This is a genomic window from Fibrella aquatica (genome assembly GCF_041321135.1).
Taxonomy (GTDB): domain Bacteria; phylum Bacteroidota; class Bacteroidia; order Cytophagales; family Spirosomataceae; genus Fibrella; species Fibrella aquatica.
Window position 1 is genome coordinate 145,509 of record NZ_JBGGWF010000004.1, and the last position, 20,450, is coordinate 165,958.

Consider the following 20,450-nt stretch of genomic DNA (forward strand, 5'->3'; position numbering starts at 1 on the left):
ATCCTCTCCCAATCAGTCTTTCTTTTACGTTGATACAGTGTCAAAATCAGACCTATACGGCCTGACATGCACCAGTGAAGTACCCAACGCGTAGGTTTCTCGGCTACAGGGAACCGTTAATTAGTAATAAGCCACTCAATCGTATCACAGCAGTCGTTTTGCCTGCCAATCCCCGCTATCATGAAGAAAGAACTACGCTCGTTACTCACTTGTATTCTCTTGCTGATTTTGCCACTTGTTGGGTATAGTCAGTCTCCAAACCTGGGAACCGCGTCGGCGTTTGCGCTTTTCACTGCCAATGGAGCCTTTGCCAGTACGGGCGCATCGACGGTTGTCGGCGATGTGGGCACTAATGTAGGAACCTTTAATGCCTTTCCGCCAGGCAGCGTAACCGGACAAATTCGCCTGGCTGGCAGCACGCAGGCTGATCAAGCGGCCACCGATGTGACGGCTGCCTATACATCAATAACTTCACTCAGTTGTGGTAAGGTGATTGATCCATTACTTGGCAACGGTCAGGTGTTAACGCCGGGCATTTACTGCCAACCGTTGGCCGCCGCTTCGTCTCTCAACGGCACCCTAACCCTGAATGGGCCAGGTACGTATATCATCAAGCTGAATAGCGCACTGACCACCAACGCAGGGTCAGTTGTTGCCCTTACAAACGGCGCTTGCATCAACGACGTTTATTTTCAGATAAACGGCGCTGTCGATTTGGGTACGGGCTCCGTGTTCAGGGGCACCATTCTGGCCAACGGAGCCATCAGTTTAGCGTCCGGTGCCACGCTTGAAGGCAGAGCCTTGTCTATTGCCGGAGCCATCTCCATCAGCGACAATACCGTAACAAACTACGCCCCTGTGGTATCAGTAGCCATCACGTCGGGCGCTACCTGCAACACCGCCACGAATGCCTACGACCTAACGGGTACCCTATCGCTCACTTCCGCAGTGGCAGGTACGTTTACTATCACCGACGGAAGCAGCACCACAACCGTTTCGGTAACCACGGGGCAATTGTCGGTCGCGTTTGGTTTAGCGGCACTTAATTCTGGAACAGGTTCGCGTACCGTCGTTGTAACAGGTCCGGGTTGTATTACGGCTTCGGCTACATATACCGCACCAGCTTCATGCACCACAGCACCAACTTCACCCGCCAGCCTGAGCGGCATCGTGTATACCGACACGAATACGAACGGCGTTCGGGACGGTGGAGAAGGACCGATTACCGGTGTGGTCGTTTCGCTGCTCGATAGCAGCAGTGCCGTAGTAGGGTCAACTACAACAGGCCCATCCGGTGTGTACAGTTTTACCGGTCTCACGCCCGGAACGCCCTATTCGCTGAGTTTCAGCACCCCAACGGGTTACTCTGCTACTACGCCAACGGGGGGAGTTGCCGGTCCTTTTTCGTTGTCATCAGGTGCTAACACAACGGCTGTTAACGCTGGGTACGTGCTGTTGGCGCCTACCCTGACACTTAACCTCCTGGTCGACAAATCAGTAATCAGGCCGGGCAACACGCTCACCTACACGCTGGTGCTGACTAACTCCGGCAATGGTCCGGCCAGTAATGTAGTGGTGCGCGATTCAACCACGGCGGGCCTCAGCTACGTACCTAATTCAGCCACAGCCCCCGCCGGCACCACCTTTACGCCCGGTTCGCCCATCAGCAACTGGCTGGTTCCTACATTGGCAGCGGGACAAAGTCTGACCCTTACCTTCCAGGCTACCGCCGACCAATCGGGCATCCTGTACAACACCGCCTTTATTCCCGGCGACACGGTTCGGGTTTGTACCTCTGTGCCTGTCAAACTCTGCCAGGGCGACCAATACGTGCTTTCTGTGCCAGCGGGTAGCGCCACTTACCGCTGGTATAAAGACGGCGTATTCATTGCGGGACAACTCACCAACGAACTGACCGTCAGCGAACCGGGCTCTTACAGCCTCGGCATCGATGAAGCAGGCAGTCAGTGTCCCAACTTCTCGTGCTGTCCGTTCATTGTAGAAGCCGACACCATGCCTGTCTTTCAAGCCGTTACTATTGCGGCCACCTGCATAGGAAACAGTGTACAGGCAAACGGGCAGATCGTTTTGAGTGGGTTCAACCCATCGCATACCTTCCAGTATGCTACCGGAATTACATTTGATGCGGCCAACGTGGTTTCGGGCGCACCACAGCCTATTCCTGCTAACGGTGTCATCGCAACCAATTTGCTGAATCCGGTGGTGGCGCAGGCGTATACCGTTCGGGTTACCAACAGCGCCGGTTGTTTCACCGACGTAACCGTGACCCTCAGCCCAACTACCTGCGATTGTCCGGTACAGGTCTGCGTCCCCGTAGTGCTGCGGAAAACAAGAGGTGTGGGCGTGAGGTAAGATTTGGGATGTTGGATACTGGACGTTTTGGCCTATTATTTAACGTGTTGAATGACAAAAGCGCTGCTTATCAACGTCCAAAATCCTACATCCCCAATCCCCCTCACCCATTGCGCTCAATGCTGCTGAATTGGGCCAGGAGCAGATCACGCTTGGGTTTCGTGACCGGCACCTGAGCACCATCGGCCATGAGCAGGTATCCGCCATCTTGCCGGACAATTTTGTTCAGGTACATTGGGTTGATCAGGTGCGAGTGGTGTACGCGCATAAAGCCGTTGGGTTCAAGTACCTGCTCCACTTCTTTCAGCGTTCGGCAAATCAGTAGGGTGCTACCATTTTTCAGGAAGAAGTGCGTGTAACTCGCGTCGGCCGCACAACGGATAATGTCAGGTACGTTCACTATTTCGTGACCTTCGTGCGTCGGCAGGGCAATACGATTGGGCGGTTCGGGAGCAGGCTGAGCGTACTGCTCACGGAAGAGGCTGAACTGCGCCTGTTGCAACTGACGAAGGGTTCGTTTCTGCCATAGGCCAATGGCCGCGCGCAATTCGTCTTCCTGCACCGGTTTTAACAGGTAATGCAGGGCGCTGTACTGAAACGCCCGAATGGCGTATTGGTCGTAGGCAGTGGTGAAAATGACATCGAAATGGAAACTTCCCGTCACTTGTTCCAGCAGCTCAAATCCGTTCATCCGGGGCATTTCGATGTCGAGAAAAAGCAGATCAAATGGTGTGTATTTGATGAACTCAACCGCCGCCTCAGGCTGATTGAAGGTGGCCAGCACCTGCACATCCATGTTCAGCTTACGCAGTTTCATGACCAGCAACTCGGTGGCGTATTTCTCATCGTCGATTAGAATCACGTTCATAGTCGGCTATAGTTTGGTGCGTTCACAGGTGTTTGGGTGTAGCTAAGGCGGTAGGTAATTCGAACGATCGTACCTAATTGTCCATTCTGGCTAAGGTCGATCAACTGCACGTGAAGCTGAGCCGGGTAGTTTCGGTTAAACAGGTCGATGCGTTGTTGTGTAATGTTCATGCCCAGCGACGTACGGCGGGTAGATAGTCGGCTTTTTAACTGCCCGGCCGCCTCTCGACCAATGCCATTGTCTTCAATCTCGAACTGGATCAGTGCTTCTGACACCAGCATTACCCGCACCCATAGCCGTTTGTCGGCGCGGAGGCTATGTTGAAGACCATGCCAAATGGCGTTTTCGACAAAAGGCTGAAGCAACAACGGCGGAATAATGACATCGTCCTGAGCGACCGCTGAATCAACCTCGATCGTGTACCGAAAATTCTCATCAAACCGGCTGCTTTCCAACTCCAGGTACAGCTTCAATCCGGTCAGTTCTTCCGACAACCGGACAGTTTCTTCGTTAGAATGATTGAGAATGAGTCGGAGTAAGCGTGAAAAGCTTGACAGATAACGGGTGGCATTGGCTTCGTCGCCTTTCAACACAAAATATTCAATTGTATTTAGGCTATTGAACAGGAAATGCGGATTCATCTGGCTGCGCAAGGCCAGCATTTCCACTTCAGCCAGTCGTTTTTCGTAGGCCGTTCGCTGCTCAATTTCCTCTACGTAGGCCTGCTGACTGGCCTGCCGTTCCCGATCAACCAGCCGAATGCGATGGGCCAACGCGAGAGCAAAAACAATGATTTCGAGCAGTACGCCCAAGGGCAGCATCAGCAGGTTATCGACCAAACCGGGCAGCGACGTATTTTTCAGAATCAACTCCCCCGCCCGTAGCGAAGCCAACACGCCGATTACTGTTAACAGCACGTTTCCCAGTACTACATAGCGGGTGAGCACGGATGGTACATGCCTATGCAGCCAGACCAGCACAATGACATGTACGGAGACAAATACGATCCGACACAGCCAGAAATTGACCTGATAGAGGCCACCGTCGTTGGTCAACATCAGCAACGTACCTGAAAACAGGCTATAAACAACGGCGAGCCTACCCCATTTCCGCAACCGCCGGGCCGCAACGGGATGGGTGACGGTGAGATTTAATAGCTCGACCAGAAACAACATGTAGGCCCCCCATCCCGCCCACACCACCAATTCGAGAGCGTGAAATCGAAACAACGGGAAATCAGCCAGCAGTTGACCAACGGGCGTATAAGTGCGGGTTTTTAACAACGAGTACACGCAACCAGCCAGCACATACAGGCCATAATACCCATAAAGCGACTGTCGGTACTGCATGTAAATAAGCACCACAAACAGCAAGAAGAACAGTAATCCGCCCTGTACCCACGAGCGATACTGAAGTTCGGGGAGGTTTCGCTGATATTGGCGCGTGAGTTGTTGGGCGTGGTATAGTTCGGCCTCGAAACGAAGATGTATAGACGGCCGGGGCAGGTCAGCATGAGTCAGCGCGGGCAGTGTGCCCGGCTGACGGGCTACCCGAATCAGCAGCAGAAGCGTTTGACCGGCACGCATCGTAACCGGCAAATACTGGTCATCGCTTAGATTGGCCCACCGTTGCCGGGGCATCATGGTACCGCACTGTAGCGAGTCAACAAAACGGTTATCAGGCTCGATCAGATAGGCGGTGGCGGTCTGATTATTCCCCGTGAACAGGTACGTTGTCTGGGACAAATCGGTATCGTTTTTTACCCACTGTCGCAACCAGTAAGCCGACCGGGCTGAGGTTAGTAAAGAGGGATGGGGCCGGATGCTGGTTGGTTTTCGAGAAACATCCTGCCAGGCAGTACCGGGATCAGTGACTGTTAGGTAAGCTTGATCGCGCAGGTACGTGTAGCCGCGCGTTAATCGACTCAGGTACAGTGTATCTGACTGATGAGGAAACGGGTTAGCCCGGCCGTGGAAAGGCAGAAACAGCGCAAAAAAAAGGAGCCAGCGCACCATGATGTATCAGAAAACTTGAGGCTTTGACTGCAATACTACAAAAAGGTATAAAGGCGAAAAAGGCAAACCCTATCGGTGCCTGATTTGAGTAAACCTATAGGCTATTTCAGTGCATATCAGGCCATTATCGACCGTTCGCTCAGCGATATACTCAAATGCCACTACCGCACACTCAAACCACTGTATTATCAACTAGTTTGTCGACTAACTTACCCGCTAATCCATATTTGTCACATTCTCCAGTATTAAAGATCAACTCTTACCAACTAACTGTCAACGAAATATGCACCAGATCAGACTAGCCGGGATTCTCCTGATCACTTCACTTAGCCTCACAGGCCTGCAAGCACAAGTTCGGGTATATGACCCAAAACGAACCACCGAACGCAGCGTAGAAAATCGGGTGAACAACAAGGTAGATCAGGGCATAAACCGCGGCCTCGATAAAGTGGAGCAAGGCATTGGCAACATCTTTAAAAAGAAAGATAAAAAAGCCAAAGAGCAGAAACCAGCCGATGACGCCTACGGACAGTCGGCCGATGGGCAGAGCAGCGTACCCAACGGCGAGACCCCAACAGGTACGTCGTCGGGAGTCGCTGGCCGCCCTGCCGAACCTGCTTCATTGAAGGCATACAGTAAGTTTGATTTTGTATCGGGAGAAAAGGTGGTATCCATTGAAGATTTTAGTCAGGATGCTGTGGGTGATTTCCCGGCTAAGTGGAATACCAATGGCTCGGCGGAGGTAGTTACCATCGATGGTAAACCCGGTAAGTGGCTCATGCTGCGCAAGACCGATCATGCGTCATTCATTCCTGACTTTGTGAACGACCTGCCCGACAATTTCACCCTGGAGTACGACGTGGTATATACTGGTGTAGACAAAGGCTATACCTATTCAAATAAGCTGTACACCACCATACACGAGACTAAAACCAACGACGATAAGATTACCCACATTGCGGCAGGCCGGGGCGCTACCTTTCTGTTTAACGGCGGCATGGGCGCAGGTAGCGCGGGGCTGTACCAGACCGACAAAGGAGGAGGCTATACGGATCTGCGCGGCGATCGTGACATGGACCAAACCATTAATCCAGAAAATAACGGCAAGGTTTTTCACGTGGCCCTGTGGCGGCAGAAACAGCGGCTTCGGGTGTACGTCGACGAGCTGAAAGTATTTGACCTACCCCGTATTTTCCCGGCCGATGCGAAGTTGAACGCCATGCGCTTTCACTCCCAAATGTCGGAAGATCGCATTCAGCTGTTTATCTCCAATATCCGCCTGGCCGTGGGCGCACCCGACACGCGGTCAAAACTGATCACGGAAGGCAAATTCAGCACAACGGGCATTCTGTTCGATGTCAATTCCGATAAGATCCGGCCCGAATCATACGGGGTGCTGAAAGAGATTGGTACGGTGTTGAAAGAGAATGCCGGGGTGCGCGTGAAGATCATCGGGCATACCGATTCCGACGGTGACGATGCCAGCAACCTGACCCTCTCGAAACGGCGGGCAGCAGCCGTAAAAGCGGCTCTATCGGCCGAATTTGGCATCGAGGCAGGCCGTATGGATACCGACGGCAAGGGTGAAGCCGCGCCTGTTGGTCCCAACACGTCTACCGAAGGAAAGGCCAACAACCGGCGCGTCGAATTCATCAAACTGTAGAATCTATCACCTCTTTCACCCGTCTTCTTATGAAAACAGTACTTGTGTGTTTTGGCATCCTCTTATCTACAATTATCGTTCACGCGCAGGATTGCGGTGGCTATTTTGCTTTTCAGAAAGGGCTGAAATTTGAGATGACCAGCTACGACAAAAAAGACAAACCGGCCGCCCTGCTCAAATATCAGATTATTGATTACAAGCCCGTCAACGGCGGCACATCCCTCGTTTTTTCCAACGAAACCTACGATCCCAAAGGTAAACTGCTGGCAAAAGGCGAATCATTCGGCAAGTGTGTCGACGGAAATTATTACACCGACGTCAGGAACATTAGCTCCGATATGATTCCGAAAGCAGCTAACCTCCGCATGGACATTACCGGCGATCAGCTAACGTACCCAGCCAAACTCAGCGTGGGCGATAAATTGAAAGACGCCAGCATCACCGTAAAATCAGGTCTCGAAAGTGGCATGACCCTGATGACCCTGACCGCCAACATCGTTGATCGGCAGGTGGCGGGCATGGAAACCGTAGAGACCCCGGCGGGCACCTTCGACTGCGTGAAGATCACCTACACCATGAACATGCGCCTGATGGGTAATCGCACGCTGAAAGGAACCGAATACCTGGCTAAAGGAATCGGCGTGGTGAAGTCGGAACAGGTCAACGAAAAAGGCCAGAAACAGTCGTCTATGATACTGACTAAACTGGAAAAATAAGTCGCCAATGATCAGGTACGTAGCCGTATTGCTGTTGTTCACGCAAGTGAGTGTGGCACAGGGAAGTCTTAAATTCAGCGAGTTGCTCACCTTCAGCCACACCCAAAACGGACAGCCTCGCGAGACGAGCGTGTACCTCGACCGGAAAACATCAACCTGGCTATTCACCAACGACGATTCTTTTGGCGGCACCGCCGAGGGGCTATCCTTTGTGGTGGCTTACCCCAACGGGATCTACCTGCTGTGCAGCACCGATGATAGCGACGCCAACGTGTGCCAGCGGTTCAGGAATAAAGCCGCCCTACGAAACACCAAAACTGTGACGGGTAAACCAACGGGCAAACGAGCACAGTTTGGGGCCAATAAATACGGTTGGCCCGTGTTTACAGGCTCAGCTTATCAGCTTCAGGCGGGGCGCATGAGCCTGAACGCCCATTTAACCACGGTTCCGTTCAACTGCTATCCGCTCTACGCCTACAACACGCTGTTGGGGCTGGAAATCGGTCTGCCCATTTTTCAGTCGGTCGATTACACGTCGATCGTGCCACGCAACCGGCTGGTGGTGTCAGAAGAGTTACCGGATGGTATACGGCTGAAAAATATCTCCCCGACGGAATATTTCATTGACCTGAAAACCTACCGAATCGCCGACGCAAAATTATGATTATCAGGTATTTACTCACACTTATTTTCTTTTTATCATCGGTTGGCCTGGGCTTCTCGCAACAGCTTACCCCTGCTCAGAAAGCCGAGCAGGAAAAACAGATACGTGAGGCACAGGATGCCCTTAAGAAAGCATTCGATCCCGACAACATGGCTAGGATATTTGACGAACAGATTCGCGAAGCCAGAAAGAACGGCGCTACTCCCGCACAGATAAAGGAACTCGAAGAAGGCAAAGCTGAGGCGCTAAAACAACTCCGCGCCCATCTAAAAGAAGCATCTCAACAGAAAGAGCAGCCCGCGGCTCAACCCGCCGATAACGCTATAGCCGACAAACCCGAAGCCGATCTGATGGCGTCGCTTCGACGGCGCACTGCCAATCCAGATTCAGTTCCCCCGATTCGCAACACCATACCGGGGCGCTATGCTGGTGTGCCGTTTCAGATACTGTTCTACGCGCAGGCCAAACTGACACCCACCCGCTTTGTGGCCTTTATGCAACAGCAGTACAGCGTTCAACTGAAAGAAGCCGAAACCTACGCAGGACCAGACAACCAAACCTATATCCGGTATGATCAGGTGGCTGGTAATTACCGCGTTGATCCGGCGTACTACACGCTTCAACTCAACGCCGATGGGATAGCTACACTGGCGACAGGTCAATTATTTGACCAACTACCGCTACCCAGAACACCCGCGCCAACAGCCAGTCAATCATTGGCTGTGCTCACTGCCCTATTGCGGGCACAGGGCATTGATGCCCGCGACACGTCGGCAGTGAAGCTGGTGGCCGGGCCGTTGCTGATGAAGACTGGCCGACAGCCAGACGCGCCTACGTTTCAGGTGGTGTATCAATATCAGGTACGTCCTCTGAAGTCATACGTGTATCTGGACCCCGTAAAGAAGCTGATCGTCTATCAGGCTACGTATATCCGCACCTGTCGGGTGCCGGGGCATGATCATAATCAGCGCAACAGCACTGCCGATGACCTGGAGATATCTCCCAAAAAGGTAAAGACATTTCGTTTTGGCGAGCAAACCGTCAATACAAAGTATGGCACTTATCTGATTGATCTGGCTGAGCCAAATCTATACGTACATGACATAAAAGGCCGAACGGTGACCGATACCAGTGCCAAATGGACCAACTCCTCATTCACCAGGGCCGGGTACTTCGACCAGATTGTGGCCCTGCGTGGCGTAATGGGCATGTACCGTCAGCAGTTTAACCGGCGGGGATACGACGACAAAAACGGTCGATTATTTCTCGAACCATTGACTGATGCCAACGCCCATTGGGACGAACCGGCCAGAACACTCCGGTTTGGCCGATCTACAGACGGCTCTCCCTACATTTCGCAGGATATTGCTGCGCATGAGTTCACCCACGCCGTTGTTGACCGAACCCCCGCCCAACTCGAATATCGGGGCGAATCGGGGGCGCTAAACGAAGCCATTGCCGACATTATGGGATCTATAACCGATGCCAAGACCGGGCGGGGCGACGTATGGCGGCATGGTAACCAGGTGCCCGATGGCTCGGGTCGAAACCTTGCCAACCCCCACCTTTCGCGGCAAGGAGCACAACCCAAAACGTATGAGGGTAAGTACTGGCAAAACACCAACGTCTCTACGTATAAGAGTGATAACGACTACGGTGGCGTTCATACAAATTCTGGTGTGATCAGCTACTGGTTTTATCTTCTTTCTGAAGGAGGTGAGGGCACCAACGACCTTAACGATGCATATAAAGTAGATCGTGTAGGCCAGGATGTAGCCGCCCGGATTGTGTACAATGCCTTGTTTCAGATTGGCCCCACCTGCGATTTCAAAACGTTTTCTTTGGCGACCGAAACGGTTGCCGTTCAGCTACATGGCGAAGAATCGGCTGTAACCTGTTCGATACGCAACGCGTGGTATGCGGTGGGTGTTCGTGACGATGAACCGCCCCGCTGCGCCCCCGGCTGGAGCTTCGATATGGTGATGAGTAACGGCACCGAGCGGGTGGAAACCCAATTTTATTTTAAAGGTGACAGCGCAGTGGCTGTTACAAATACCCCCGACGGGATTGTCAAGTCGTTTACCAGCCGAAGTAATCCCATGCTATCTATGGTCGTGCAGAATGCCGATGGCATCAACACGGCAGTGGTGCCTAAATCCATTACTCAGCTTATGGAGAAAGCAGTGGAAGAGACACTACCCGCTACGGAGCTGCTTATGAAAACACAGCTGGAAGAAGCTCGTGCCGAACGTAATGCCCTTGGTACATCGGCCGAACGCCGGGCCCAACTCGATGCGGGCATACCGGTATTGGAAAAACACCTGAACGACATGAAACAGGGGCGCGTCGAAGCCGAGAAAACCCTTGACACCCTCAGGCAGGGCGAAATACCTGTTTCTGAGATTGCGTTCTGGCAAACCCGAAAGGCCCGGCGTGCTTTCGATAATGACCACATCAAAGCCCGTGGCGTTCACGAGAAACTCTACCGCACCCGAAAATATGTACTGACAGAGGGCAAACAAGGATCAATTCATTGGTGGACCACCGGCCAGATACCGCTGCGCATGTCAGACCTGATGGTGATGATGCCCTACTCGCCCGTAAACCAGATGCGCAATGGGCTCGACTATTGGCTACGCGGCTTCCCCATCGATTACCTGGGCATGTTTAAGATTCAGAATATCCGCGAAAACGTACCCGGTAACTTTAACGCGCTTTTTTCCACCGCACCTATTTTTAAGTGAGTGGTAGCCTCAACTAGTCAAGCATTCCCGAAATTGATATATGTCAAGCGTTTAGAGCTGGGTAGGTCGTTGTTTTGAGCCTGTTTCACGGTGGTTCACCACCCTTGACCGCTCATCAGCTATGTTGTACATCATTTCAAGATCCCTCCTGTCGTCGGGATGACAAAAATCAGCGTCAATCCCGTTAAATCAGCGAAATCCGTGTCCCATTCGAATCCGTGTGCCCATCATTTCTTTTTTGCCACTGCTTTTGCCAGGTTCTCGGCTACTCTGAACTTGACCATACGGGTGATCAGGTCGAGCGGAAGCGGCTTATCGAGTGGAAATTGTACCGTGCCTTTGGCGCAGTTGTAGCCCGTCAGTTCATCGGCAAAAGCGGTGATGGCGGATGGGGTTGGGTAGAAACCAATATGGTTTTTATACCCCGCGAAATAAACCAGTTTGCCCGCCAGCATAAAGGCGGGCATTTGATAACTGATCGCTTCCTGCGCATCTGGAGCAGCATCTCTGATAGCTTGCCGCAGATACTCTAATTGCACCCGAACGGCCTCCGGAAAATCGCACAGGTATTCATCAATGGTTTTGGGTATGGGTTCGCCTGCTTTCATATGCATTGGAGTACGGACTTCTGTTGTCAGGGACGGCTGGTTTATTACGGACTGAAGTCCGTGTTACTATTCGCCGGGGTGGTATGTTCTTTCGACGTGCTGCTTCACGTCTTCGGGGTAAAACCAGACGTCTTTGAATTTACCTTCGGTGTATAGCGGTGCCTGATCAGTGAAGTGTTTTTCGCCGGGGATGCTACTCTGTCCGCCCGTCACGACCGAGCGTGCTTTGACCCGCTTGCCAAATTCGACCACGGCCACAAAACTATTGCCGACGCTACCATATCGCTTCTTTGTGCCCGGGTACGTTCGGGCCGCGAACGCGGCCAGTGAACCCCAGGCCGACGATGTAAACCCAACAGGGATGCTCGGCTTAAGATCGTCGTAGGTTTCCTGCGTTTTGCCGGTTAGTCTCTGATAGCGATTGATTTCGCCCCAGGGCGTTTTCCAGGTACCGAAATCACGCGTCAGGTCTTTTAGAACATCCGACAGGGCGGTTACTTTTTCCTGGGCTGTTGTCTTTTCCACGACGAAAGCCGACAGCCCCAGGTTATCGAACCGCTGATTAGCCGCTGCCCGAGTCCGGGCCATACGCTGTATTTTTTCGCCCCACAGAATAGCCAGCGTCTGCCCAACTGAAGCCTTTCCGTAGCCCCTATCCCAGGCTGTCAACACCTGAATGGCTTCAGCCAGATCTTTCGATTGGTTGAGCGCATCGCCCGATACGGTTTGATACGCGGCTAGTAAAGGAGGGATCAGATCATCGAAAGCGGCCAAGTGCGGGTCATTGGCAGCGGCGATCAGCGTATCGAGCGTGTACTTCGAACGGCGGCTTAACACATTTACAGCGTTGATTCCCCGGTAGTTTTCGGCGTCGGGAGCCATATAAGCAGGGTACTTTTTCGGGTCGGGGCTGTTGATCCCGGCAACGGTAAACGGCGTGGCGTTACAGTTCTGAATCCAGCCGATAGCCGGGTTACGTACCTGCACGATGTCTTCGATCGGGTGGAGTCCTTTCCAGTCCGTTTCGGGGTTGCTGCCATCAACGGGCTCTTCCCAGTCAAATTTAGGGTTTCGGCGGGGCATGAAATTTCCGTGCCAATAGGCGATTGTCCCGTTCCGATCCGCAAAAACGGTGTTATTCGACGCGTTTCCGTTCAGCTTCATCACGTCTTTGTAGCTCGCGTAATCCTTCGCTTTCGTACGTAGATACGACTGAGACAGCGCGTTCAGCGGCGTGTTCATCATGTTGATGGCAATCCACTTCCCGTCTTTTTCACCCGCAATAGGGCCATGCTGCGTGAAATACATGGTGAAGTCTTTGTACTGAACACCGTTACCTGATTTGTACGGCAAGCGCACTTTCTGCGCCCGAACCGGCTTTAACTCACTGCCATATTTGTAAAACAGGTTATCGCCTTTCTTCTCGATGGTTTCCAGATACTCGTCCATCGAATCGGCATAACTCGACGTGTGCATCCAGCCACAATTTTCATTAAAACCCTGATAAACAAAGAATTGCCCCCAGGTAACGGCCCCGTAGGCATTGAGTCCGGCCTGACTCACCATGTGTACTTCTGACCGGAAATAGAACGACGTGTGCGGATTGATCAGCAGCAGAGCGTTACCAGTGGCACTTTTGGACGGTGCAATGGCAAACCCGTTCGAGCCAATCGATTCACGTTCATAATGGTCGAACGTTGGTACAAAAGAGGTCGATTTACGTTGCTCGTAAAAGGCTTTCAGCCGCTCGGTCGATACCACGCTGATATTACCGCCAATACTGCCTTCACTGAACATAAGCGGCATCCAGGGCTGGAAACGCGTCAGCAGTTTAGGCTTAACGGCGGGGTGTGTGTAGAGGTAATAATTCATCCCGTCGGCAAAAGCATCGAGCAGTGATCTCATCCAGGCAGGGCTCTTTTTATAAATTGCTAATGCTTGCGTAGTGTCCATGAACAGCCGCGCCCGAAGGTCGTGATACAGGGCCGATTCCCCTTCTATCTCAGCCAGTCGACCAATCGATGTAATGTAGTTTTCTTCGACCCGGCCAAAATCGTCTTCACACTGGGTGAACATCAGCCCAAAAACCACGTCGGCATCGGTCTTCCCGTAGATGTGCGGAACACCCCAGGTATCGCGGGTGATGGTGACTTGCTTGGCCTGCTGTTGCCAACGGGCAATATCGGCCTTACTGAATGACTGACCGTTTACTGAATGGACACTGAGGAAAATGACCAGACTAAAAAAAAAGCTGACCAAGCGCGATGGGAACCGATTCATTGATGACAGGTTGTGATGGAATGCAGAAGGGCGAAAGTAAATACAACTCTCCAGGCTTTCTCTCTACACCTCCACGTAATTCATGTCTTTAGCGAATGTTTCTTCCAGGAAATGGAGCGCCAAGAGGGAACCACCAACAACGACCGCACCAATAAGCACCGGGCCGTAGGTGAGTCCCAACGAGGGTTTGAGCCACACGAAAAGCCAGGTAAGCGGTACGGTAGCTCCCCGCACAAAATTCGGCACCGACGTGGCCACCGTAGCGCGTAGGTTGGTACCGAACAACTCAGCGGCCAGTACAATGAAGAGCGTCCAGTACCCGTTGCAGAAACCCAGACAGATACAGAAAAAGTAGAACTGAGCCGTACTCTGAATCGGCACCAGCAGGTAGACAAGCATCATGGCAAACGACAGCAGAATAAAGAGGCGGATTGCTTTTTTACGGCTTTGTAATCGTTGACTGAGCAACCCACTCACGATATCGCCTACCGATTGACCGGCGAAAGCCAGCATAACGGCTTTACCGGCTATAATTGGCTCAAGTAGCCCGGCATTTCGGCCAAATTCCGGAGAGAACGTAATCAGGATACCGACCACGAACCAGAGCGGTATGCCCATCACTATGGCCTGAAGGTATTTGCGTCGACTGTTTGGATTGGTGAATAGCTTCAGGAAATTCCCCCGTTCGATCTGCTTCATCTTGAGATTTTCGAAAAGACCCGACTCAAACACGTTGACGCGCAACACGAGCAACAACAGGCCGAGTCCACCGCCTACGAAATACGACATGCGCCAGGCAAACAAATCGGCCACAAAATAGGCGGTGATCGCCCCCAGAACCCCCATCGTAGCCACCAGCATGGACCCGTAGCTCCGCAACTGTTTGGGCAAAATCTCGGCGACCAGCGTAATACCCGCACCCAGTTCACCAGCCAGTCCAACACCGGCAATGAAGCGTAAAACGGCATACTGTGTCAGATTGGTAACCATCCCGTTGGCGATGTTGGCCAGCGAATAGAGCAGAATAGAGCCAAACAGCACCGACAGCCGCCCCCGTTTATCGCCCAGAACACCCCACAACACGCCGCCGATCAGCAAACCGATCAATTGCATATTCAGCAGAAAAATCCCTTCTGGTAGCAACTGATCGGCGCCCACACCCAACGCTTTAAGGCTGGGCACCCGAACCACGCTGAACAGAAACAGGTCGTACATATCGACAAAATAGCCCAGCGCAGCCACCAAAACCGGTATCTGAAGTAAGTGCTGACGCGACGAAACAGGCGGAGACATCATGGTAGTAGGTTGGGATCACTCTCCTGCGTGGCCCCCCGCCCTGAAGGGAGCCTTGCTTGCGCGAAGTCGTTATGCGCAAGCAAGGCTCCCTTCAGGGCGGGGGGCTACGCCGAAGATTAAATACTAAACGTTTGTAGGAATCGTGTAGGGTGCCCGGTATTTGCGAGTGAGCATGGCGTTGGCCTGCTTGTCGCCTATGAATTGCTCTTTCTGCGGATCGAAGTCGAGGGTGCGACCGAGGCGATAGGCGATGTTGCCCAGGTGCGCCAGCGAAGAGGCCAGATGTCCCGTTTCAATGGGTCCGTTCAACATTTTCTTATCATGAGCCCGAGCAGCGTCGGCGAAATTTTTGTAGTGATCGCCACCAGCATTACGCGCCGGACCGGGTTCGCGGGTACGTCCCAGGTACGTTTTGTAGTCGTTGTATCCGTTGATGACCATGTAGCCTTTGTCGCCGTAAAAGATATTGCCGACTTCAACGCCATCTTCTTTATTGGTCATCCAGGGACGAACCTCAAACTCGATGATCTTGCCCTGCTTGGGGTAATGATAGGTCGAGGTGAGTACCTCGGGCGTTTCCTTGCAGTCGTTCCAGAGAAATTTGCCCCCTGCGGAGGTTATTTTCTCAGGTAAACCTACGTCAAGGCCCCACATGCAAAGGTCAGTTTCGTGAATACCCTGATTGCCGATGTCGCCGTTACCGTAATCCCAGAACCAGTGCCAGTTATAATGCACGTAGTTTTTGCTGAATTCCCGTGCCTGCGCCGGTCCCTGCCAGAGATCCCAGTTGAGGCCCTGCGGAACGGGTGAATTACCCAGATTACCAATGTCGGCGCGCCACTTATAGACCGTGCCCCGCGCCATATATACCTTGCCGATCAGCCCGTCGCGCAGGTGCTGAATGGCTTCCTGAATGGCCGCCGAGCTACGGAGCTGTACGCCGTGCTGCACAATCCGGTTGTACTTTGTGGCTGCCTCAACCAGTTTTCGACCTTCGAACAGGTTATGACAAGCCGGTTTTTCCACGTACACGTCTTTTCCGGCCTGACAGGCCCAGATCGCGGCCAAAGCGTGCCAATGGTTGGGCGTAGCAATGCTTACGGCGTCGATGTCTTTGTCGTCATACACCTTGCGCAAATCCTGCTCAATCTTCACCTTCTTCTTGTACTTCTCCTCAAACTCCGAAGCAGATTTACGAAGCACTACGTCGTCGACATCACAAAGTGTAGCGACCTCTACGTTGGCCAGTTTTGAGAAGCCGGCAATATGGTCTTTCCCCCGCCCATTGAGGCCAATAACGGCTACACGCAGTCGGTCATTGGCCCCGAAGGCCGTATTCGGAATAAAGGTGGGCAGTCCGAGAACAGCCGTACCTGCAGCAGCGGTCTGTATAAACTTGCGCCGGGAGAAAGGGGCATTTTCCATGAATAGAGAAGGATTTATCTGTTAGGAATAGGTACTCGCACTTATTACTGGTAATCGCATTATTCACAATCTTGCCAGGGTTAGCCCACCATCGACCATAAATACCTGGCCGGTCGAATACGGAAAATTGCCCCCGGCAATGGCTGCTACTGCGCGGCCCACGTCGTCGGGTATTCCCCAACGCGGTTGAACGGTAATCCCCTCGGCAATAAGCGTATCGTACTTACCGGCAACACCGGCCGTCATGTCTGTTTTGATGATCCCCGGCCGCACTTCGTAAACCGGAATCCCGAACGTACCCAGCCTCACCGCGAATAACTGCGTGGCCATGCTCAGACCCGCTTTCGAGATGCAGTAATCACCCCGATTAATAGAAGCCACCGTGGCTGAAATTGACGAAACAGTGATGATACATCCCTGAAAGCCAGCATCGTCGGTTTTCTGCTCTATCATCCAGATAGCGGCGGCTTGCGTTAGAAAATAAGCGCCTTTCAGATTGATGTTCATTACCCGATCGAAGCTTTCTTCGGTAGCCTCCAATACATCGGCACGTACCTGTGGAGCCACGCCGGCGTTGTTCACGAGCAGATTCAACCGCCCAAAGTGTGTTTTTACCTTTGCTAGCATTGCCGCCCGTTCGGTGGCATCAGCAATGCTCCCCTGGCAGTAAATTACCTCCGACCCTTCGCTGCGCAGTTGAGCGAGTATATCCCCTACCTCAACTTCGGATCGAACCCCATTGATAGCCAGATCGAACCCTTTACGGGCCAGATGAACGGCAATACCCAGACCAATTCCCCGGCTCCCTCCCGTGATGAGCGCCACCGGCCGATTTTCAGGCTTCGTCACAGTGTTTCCTTGATGGCTTTTAACTGGTCAGCTTCGGGTAACTTCTTATACAGCGGATCGAGCGGATAGCAACCCGACACCAGACCATTTCGCGGAGCCGTAGTACAGTCAGAAAAGGTGCGGCAAATCTGATTTCGGATCATCGATCGACCGGCAGTCATATCGGCGGGCATGGTTGGGTACGAAAGCACCATTCGCCCGAATCCCACGCTATCGGCCATGCCGGTGCGCAACACGTATTGCGCCACGTGGGGTAACCATTCCTGCAGGTATGAATACCCCGAACCAATGATAACGAGTTCAGGAAAGGCTTTTTTTAAGGCACAGGTCACGTCGATCTGACGTTTGACACCGGCCAGTGGATCTTCGGGAGGCAGGTAACCGTCGGAAGGCGGAAACAGAGCCGGGCGCATCAGGTGCGGATTGTAGTACGGACTCCCCCCCGTGATGCAGATCATCTGGATACCCAGCGATTGCGCCAGCTCGAGAAACGCTTTCGGTTCATCCAGATTGATGGATAACCCCGATTCCTGCCCACCAAACGCATGTGGGTACGTATCGGCCTGTTCGGGTTCGCCAATATCGTTTACGCCCTTCCGAAAGGGTAGCAGATCAAACGCACTGAGTCGAATAGCCAGCTCGAGCCCTGGAGCCGCCCGCCGAATCCCGTCGACAATAGTCCGCAGAAAACGGGTCCGGTTCTCGAAACTTCCGCCATATTTTCCGGCTCGATTAACGGCACTCAGGAACTCATGGCCCAAATAGCCGTGGCAGTGTTTGATGTCCACAAAATCGTAACCGGCCTGCTGAGCCAGTACTGCCGCAGCAATGTATTGCTGAATAATCGCGTCGATCTCATCGTCGGTCAGCGTTGGGTAATCAGCCTCCAGCCCGAATTTGTGGTTCAGAAATGGATGCGAATACAGGATTTTGGGTTCAAACTTTTTGTGGCTATTTGGCTTACAAAACCGGCCGGAATGCGTGAGTTGGAGGCCAATAACCAGATCATCGGTGCGGCCAAACTGCTCGCTGTGCTTGTCGAGAATCAGTTGGCGCATCTCTGTCAGTTCACCGATGGTATCCGGGTTAATAACGAGTTGATTGGGATTGGCTTTCCCCTCATGGCATACGGCTACGGCTTCGCAACCGAATAGCAATTTGGCGCCACTTTCGGCAAATTTCAGCCAGCGTTTTCGGGTAAAATCCGTTGGTTTCCCGTCCAGCGTACCGTCCCACCCTTCCATCGGCAAAATGCACAGGCTATTACCAATGGTCTTACCCGACCGGAGTTGGATAGGCTTGTTAAACGGGCTTTCGGCGGGGGGCAGTAATACCTCATCGAATGGCAAGGCAACGCCATTTCTTTCCAGGTACGTTGCCAACTCCGACGCCGTTTTGAGTTGCGCCATTCGGGTGTACTTCGGCTTGTATTTACCGCTCATGCTTTGTAGTGAATTAGCTTCAGGTGAAGTTGACTAGTTCTTTTTCATGCCTGGACGCAGTTGAAAAATAGGTAGTAGGGAGCCTGGTCTATGGCGCGTTGCACATAGAGGGCCGCCTCGCGGAGGTGATAATCGCCCCACATACTCGATTCACCGTAGGGTATCTTGCTTCCTTTGGGTACGTAGTCCCAGCCGTTGGGCCGATGGTAGATCGAGTGAAGCAACAAACCCTGGTGATTTGGGTCTGTGCTCAGGTATGGTTCGCCCAGCAGCGTGTTTAGCACCGTCAGGCCGGCCTGCCAGTAGGTTTGTCCCGCTTGCCAGAACGTTTGCCCCAACAAGCCAATCTCATCCGTTGTGTCGGGTCTGATCCGCTGTTTGTTCATCAGGTAGTTGCCCAGCCGCAGTAAACCCTGAGCGGCAATGGCAGCGGCCGAACTATCCACCGGCTCGTGCGCATTGAACGGGTTAGCGGGGCGGCTTAGATAATCACCCAGCAGGTGCAGGTTCGGCGCGCCGGTATCCCAATAGGGAACCCCGTCGGTGGGCGTGTTTTCGATGTAGAAATCGCAGGTGGCGCGGGCCGCTTTCAGCATCATAGCCTCCAGCGATTCGCGGCCACCCAAACCGGTCAGCTCATCGTCGTGAATGGTAGCTAAAGCCTCAAGTTCTTCGGCGAAACCAACCATAGCCCAGGCCAGCCCCCGTGTCCAGGTACTGAAACCAGTGTAGCCCTGCTGTGAATTCGGACAGCGATAATTTCCGTCTGTCACGTTGAACACGCTCTCATGCGCCGTGCGGCCCCACGTATCATACGTGTCGCGGCCTTCGCCATAGTAAACCGAGAAATCAGCAGTAGCTTTGATATGGAGCAGCGCCCGTTCGAGTAAATTGACGTGAACATCGCCCTCCCCCTGAAGCGAATGGCCTAACAGGTAGCTGACAATCAAAGAGCGACACGAGCGAATAGTATCGACGAACAATGAATGCGGCCCGTTAAATGAGTGAATAAATCCAGCGGTAGGTAGTTGCGGCGTAGACGGCCGGATCGGTGTCCAGCGATTGGCCTGAACGGCCCCCGAAATTTTAAGCGCTAGTTCGTAGAAATTCTTTTCCCACTCGTTGAACGGAATTCTTTCCTCTGTCATCAGCCGCAGCAGATTTCCGTAGGTGCTCACATTATTGAATCCGTGGTCGTGAACACCAATGTGGCTGACATGCGGAGCCATCATCTCCCGCGTTTTCCGGCGACCTAGTTCCAGAAATTCGGAGTCGTTTGTGGCATCGAACTGAAGAATGGCACCCCCGTACTGAAATCCCTGTGTCCACTCTGTCCAGCCGCGTGTGGTATAACGCCCTTGCATGGTGAACACCGGTGAGCCTTTTGCCGGATCGTACGTACGCTCGATGAGTCTAATTTTTTGGGCGGAGAGCTCCCAGAAACGCTGGAGTTTTGTGGATAAATCGGCCGGTTTAAGGTCGGGATTACTTGTGATCATGCTGGGAA

At 52.9% G+C, this 20,450-nt stretch carries 14 protein-coding genes; 5 read left to right on the forward strand and 9 right to left on the reverse strand.

Annotated features, from left to right (window positions below):
- Positions 1 to 180: 180 nt before the first annotated feature.
- A complete protein-coding gene (locus ACAW87_RS11495) occupies positions 181 to 2,373 on the forward strand; it encodes an ice-binding family protein (RefSeq protein WP_370723541.1) in 2,193 nt (730 codons plus the stop codon).
- Positions 2,374 to 2,476: 103 nt separating this feature from the next.
- On the opposite strand, the gene ACAW87_RS11500 is transcribed toward ACAW87_RS11495, so the two are convergent.
- Both ACAW87_RS11500 and ACAW87_RS11505 read right to left on the reverse strand, forming a co-directional pair.
- Positions 2,477 to 3,241: a LytR/AlgR family response regulator transcription factor gene (locus tag ACAW87_RS11500; protein ID WP_370723542.1), complete on the reverse strand. Its 765-nt coding sequence runs from the start codon at positions 3,239 to 3,241 to the stop codon at positions 2,477 to 2,479.
- On the reverse strand, positions 3,238 to 5,256 hold the full coding sequence (locus ACAW87_RS11505; protein ID WP_370723543.1) for a sensor histidine kinase: 2,019 nt from the start codon (positions 5,254 to 5,256) through the stop codon (positions 3,238 to 3,240). Before ACAW87_RS11505 ends, ACAW87_RS11500 begins: the two co-directional genes overlap by 4 nt.
- Positions 5,257 to 5,539: 283 nt before the next feature.
- On the opposite strand from ACAW87_RS11505, the gene ACAW87_RS11510 reads away from it, so the two are divergent.
- The 4 genes from ACAW87_RS11510 to ACAW87_RS11525 are packed head-to-tail and all read left to right on the forward strand — an operon-like array spanning position 5,540 to position 11,043.
- Positions 5,540 to 6,919, forward strand: coding sequence for an OmpA family protein (locus ACAW87_RS11510; protein WP_370723544.1), 1,380 nt, complete (start codon positions 5,540 to 5,542; stop codon positions 6,917 to 6,919).
- A gap of 29 nt (positions 6,920 to 6,948) precedes the next feature.
- Complete coding sequence (locus ACAW87_RS11515; protein WP_370723545.1) at positions 6,949 to 7,635, forward strand: TapB family protein; 687 nt, start codon at positions 6,949 to 6,951, stop codon at positions 7,633 to 7,635.
- Between the two features lie 7 nt (positions 7,636 to 7,642).
- Positions 7,643 to 8,299: a hypothetical protein gene (locus ACAW87_RS11520; protein ID WP_370723546.1), complete on the forward strand. Its 657-nt coding sequence runs from the start codon at positions 7,643 to 7,645 to the stop codon at positions 8,297 to 8,299.
- Positions 8,296 to 11,043, forward strand: a complete 2,748-nt coding sequence (locus ACAW87_RS11525) for a M4 family metallopeptidase (protein ID WP_370723547.1) — start codon at positions 8,296 to 8,298, stop codon at positions 11,041 to 11,043. Before ACAW87_RS11520 ends, ACAW87_RS11525 begins: the two co-directional genes overlap by 4 nt.
- Before the next feature lie 227 nt (positions 11,044 to 11,270).
- Here ACAW87_RS11525 and ACAW87_RS11530 read toward each other — a convergent pair whose 3' ends face one another.
- From ACAW87_RS11530 to ACAW87_RS11560, 7 genes are all read right to left on the reverse strand, one after another.
- A complete protein-coding gene (locus ACAW87_RS11530; RefSeq protein WP_370723548.1) occupies positions 11,271 to 11,651 on the reverse strand; it encodes an iron chaperone in 381 nt (126 codons plus the stop codon).
- 66 nt (positions 11,652 to 11,717) lie between these two features.
- Positions 11,718 to 13,931: a penicillin acylase family protein gene (locus tag ACAW87_RS11535; RefSeq protein WP_370723549.1), complete on the reverse strand. Its 2,214-nt coding sequence runs from the start codon at positions 13,929 to 13,931 to the stop codon at positions 11,718 to 11,720.
- Positions 13,932 to 13,994: 63 nt separating this feature from the next.
- A complete protein-coding gene (locus ACAW87_RS11540; protein WP_370723550.1) occupies positions 13,995 to 15,227 on the reverse strand; it encodes an MFS transporter in 1,233 nt (410 codons plus the stop codon).
- Positions 15,228 to 15,350: 123 nt separating this feature from the next.
- Positions 15,351 to 16,652: a Gfo/Idh/MocA family oxidoreductase gene (locus ACAW87_RS11545; protein WP_370723551.1), complete on the reverse strand. Its 1,302-nt coding sequence runs from the start codon at positions 16,650 to 16,652 to the stop codon at positions 15,351 to 15,353.
- A gap of 63 nt (positions 16,653 to 16,715) precedes the next feature.
- Positions 16,716 to 17,501 carry a 3-ketoacyl-ACP reductase gene (locus tag ACAW87_RS11550; RefSeq protein WP_370723552.1) on the reverse strand — a complete coding sequence of 262 codons (786 nt, stop codon included), beginning with the start codon at positions 17,499 to 17,501 and terminating at the stop codon, positions 16,716 to 16,718.
- Positions 17,498 to 18,943, reverse strand: coding sequence for an oxidoreductase (locus ACAW87_RS11555; protein WP_370723553.1), 1,446 nt, complete (start codon positions 18,941 to 18,943; stop codon positions 17,498 to 17,500). The genes ACAW87_RS11550 and ACAW87_RS11555 overlap by 4 nt, the downstream gene beginning before the upstream one ends.
- Positions 18,944 to 18,987: 44 nt before the next feature.
- Positions 18,988 to 20,442 (reverse strand): glycosyl hydrolase, encoded by a 1,455-nt coding sequence (locus ACAW87_RS11560; RefSeq protein WP_370723554.1) that lies wholly within the window; start codon positions 20,440 to 20,442, stop codon positions 18,988 to 18,990.
- Positions 20,443 to 20,450: the final 8 nt, after the last annotated feature.